Origin of the sequence: Microbacterium sp. NPDC055910 (assembly GCF_042271185.1) — a bacterium.
Taxonomy (GTDB): Bacteria; Actinomycetota; Actinomycetes; order Actinomycetales; family Microbacteriaceae; genus Microbacterium.
This window is the reverse complement of sequence record NZ_JBHJZS010000069.1, coordinates 1-1,190: the sequence shown is the minus strand read 5'-3', so window position 1 is coordinate 1,190 and position 1,190 is coordinate 1. Positions and strand designations below refer to the sequence as shown.

Genomic DNA, 1,190 nt, shown 5'->3' with positions numbered 1-1,190 from the left:
GATCAACGAGACAGGAACGCGACTCCTTACGGCGTTGCTTGACGGATCTTCAGAGCAAAACGCCGCAGCGACTCTCAGCAGTCAGTACGACATCGTTCTGCCGAAAGCGGAGAGCGCGCTGAAGCAGCTCGTCACAGACCTTGTCAATGCCGATCTGCTGCGGACTGGGTCGCGTTAATGAGCTATCAGAGCACGTTCGAGCGTCCCTCACATGCGGTTCGAATACGGAGTCGGGTCGCAGCCACCGTGTGTGTCGGCGTCAGCCACGTCCTAGTCACACTTCCGGCTCAGTATCTGATCCGGATTCTAACCGCGTTCCGAGTAGGCGCGGCGCCAGCCAGTGTTGCACAGGCTTCGGCTGCCCGCGACGCAGTCGTAGCGGCGAGCCTGCGCTGTGCCAACCAAGACGGGTGTCTTCTCCGATCGGTCTCTTCAGTCATTCTGTGCAGACTTCGAGGAGTGTGGCCGACATGGTGTGTCGGCGTTCATTCCCAGCCTCCATTCTCCGCACATGCCTGGATCGAAGTCGACGGAGCGCTGATCAATGAAGTACTTCGGCCAGAATCGCTAAATCGACTTGTCAGCATTGACCCTCCTCGTCCAGGCTCTTCCAAATGACCCAAGCTCGAGAACCTTCGACGTACCGGTCCTTGGCACGACTCGTTCTGACCCACCGAGTAGCTGTAGCTGGGGGAGCTGCGCTTCTTCTTCTTGCAACGCTTCTCGGCATCGCCCAGCCCTTGGTGACGAAGAAGATCATTGATGGCGTGTCTGCACATTCGGTTAGCGGGCCGCTCGTGTTAACGCTCGCCGTATTGTTCGTCAGCCAAGGGATCGTTGAAGGCGTCGGAACGTTTCTCGTGGCTCGGGCAGGGGAGAAAACCGTACTCACGCTGCGTGAAGCAATGATCACACGCTTCACCCGGCTACAGGTGGGCGTGATGGCTCGCTACCGCTCCGGTGACCTCGCCTCGCGTGTCGGGGCGGACGCTTCTATCCTCCGTGAGGACGCAACAACAAGTCCTGTCCGCTTCCTTGTATATGGTGTTTCGGCGCTCACAGTTCTTGGCGTGATGGTGGCTCTCAGTCCACTTCTCACTCTCATCACGTTCGGCACGACGGTGGTGGCTGGTGCGATGCTGATTCTCGCGCTAAGCGGGATACGTGATGCATCCGAGAAGGTGCAGGAA

General features: G+C 58.7%; 3 protein-coding genes. All 3 read left to right on the top strand.

Translation table 11 applies throughout. The features are described from left to right. Window position 1 precedes the first annotated feature (1 nt). On the top strand, window positions 2-178 hold the full coding sequence (locus ACFC3F_RS15040) for a PqqD family protein (RefSeq protein WP_376131530.1): 177 nt from the start codon (window positions 2-4) through the stop codon (window positions 176-178). Next, the gene (locus ACFC3F_RS15035) at window positions 178-618 is read left to right on the top strand and encodes a lasso peptide biosynthesis B2 protein (protein WP_376131527.1); all 441 of its coding nucleotides are present in this window, start codon (window positions 178-180) and stop codon (window positions 616-618) included. The genes ACFC3F_RS15040 and ACFC3F_RS15035 overlap by 1 nt, the downstream gene beginning before the upstream one ends. Continuing rightward, window positions 615-1,190: ABC transporter transmembrane domain-containing protein (locus ACFC3F_RS15030; RefSeq protein ID WP_376131524.1), on the top strand; the 576-nt coding region annotated here is incomplete at its 3' end. The genes ACFC3F_RS15035 and ACFC3F_RS15030, both read left to right, overlap by 4 nt.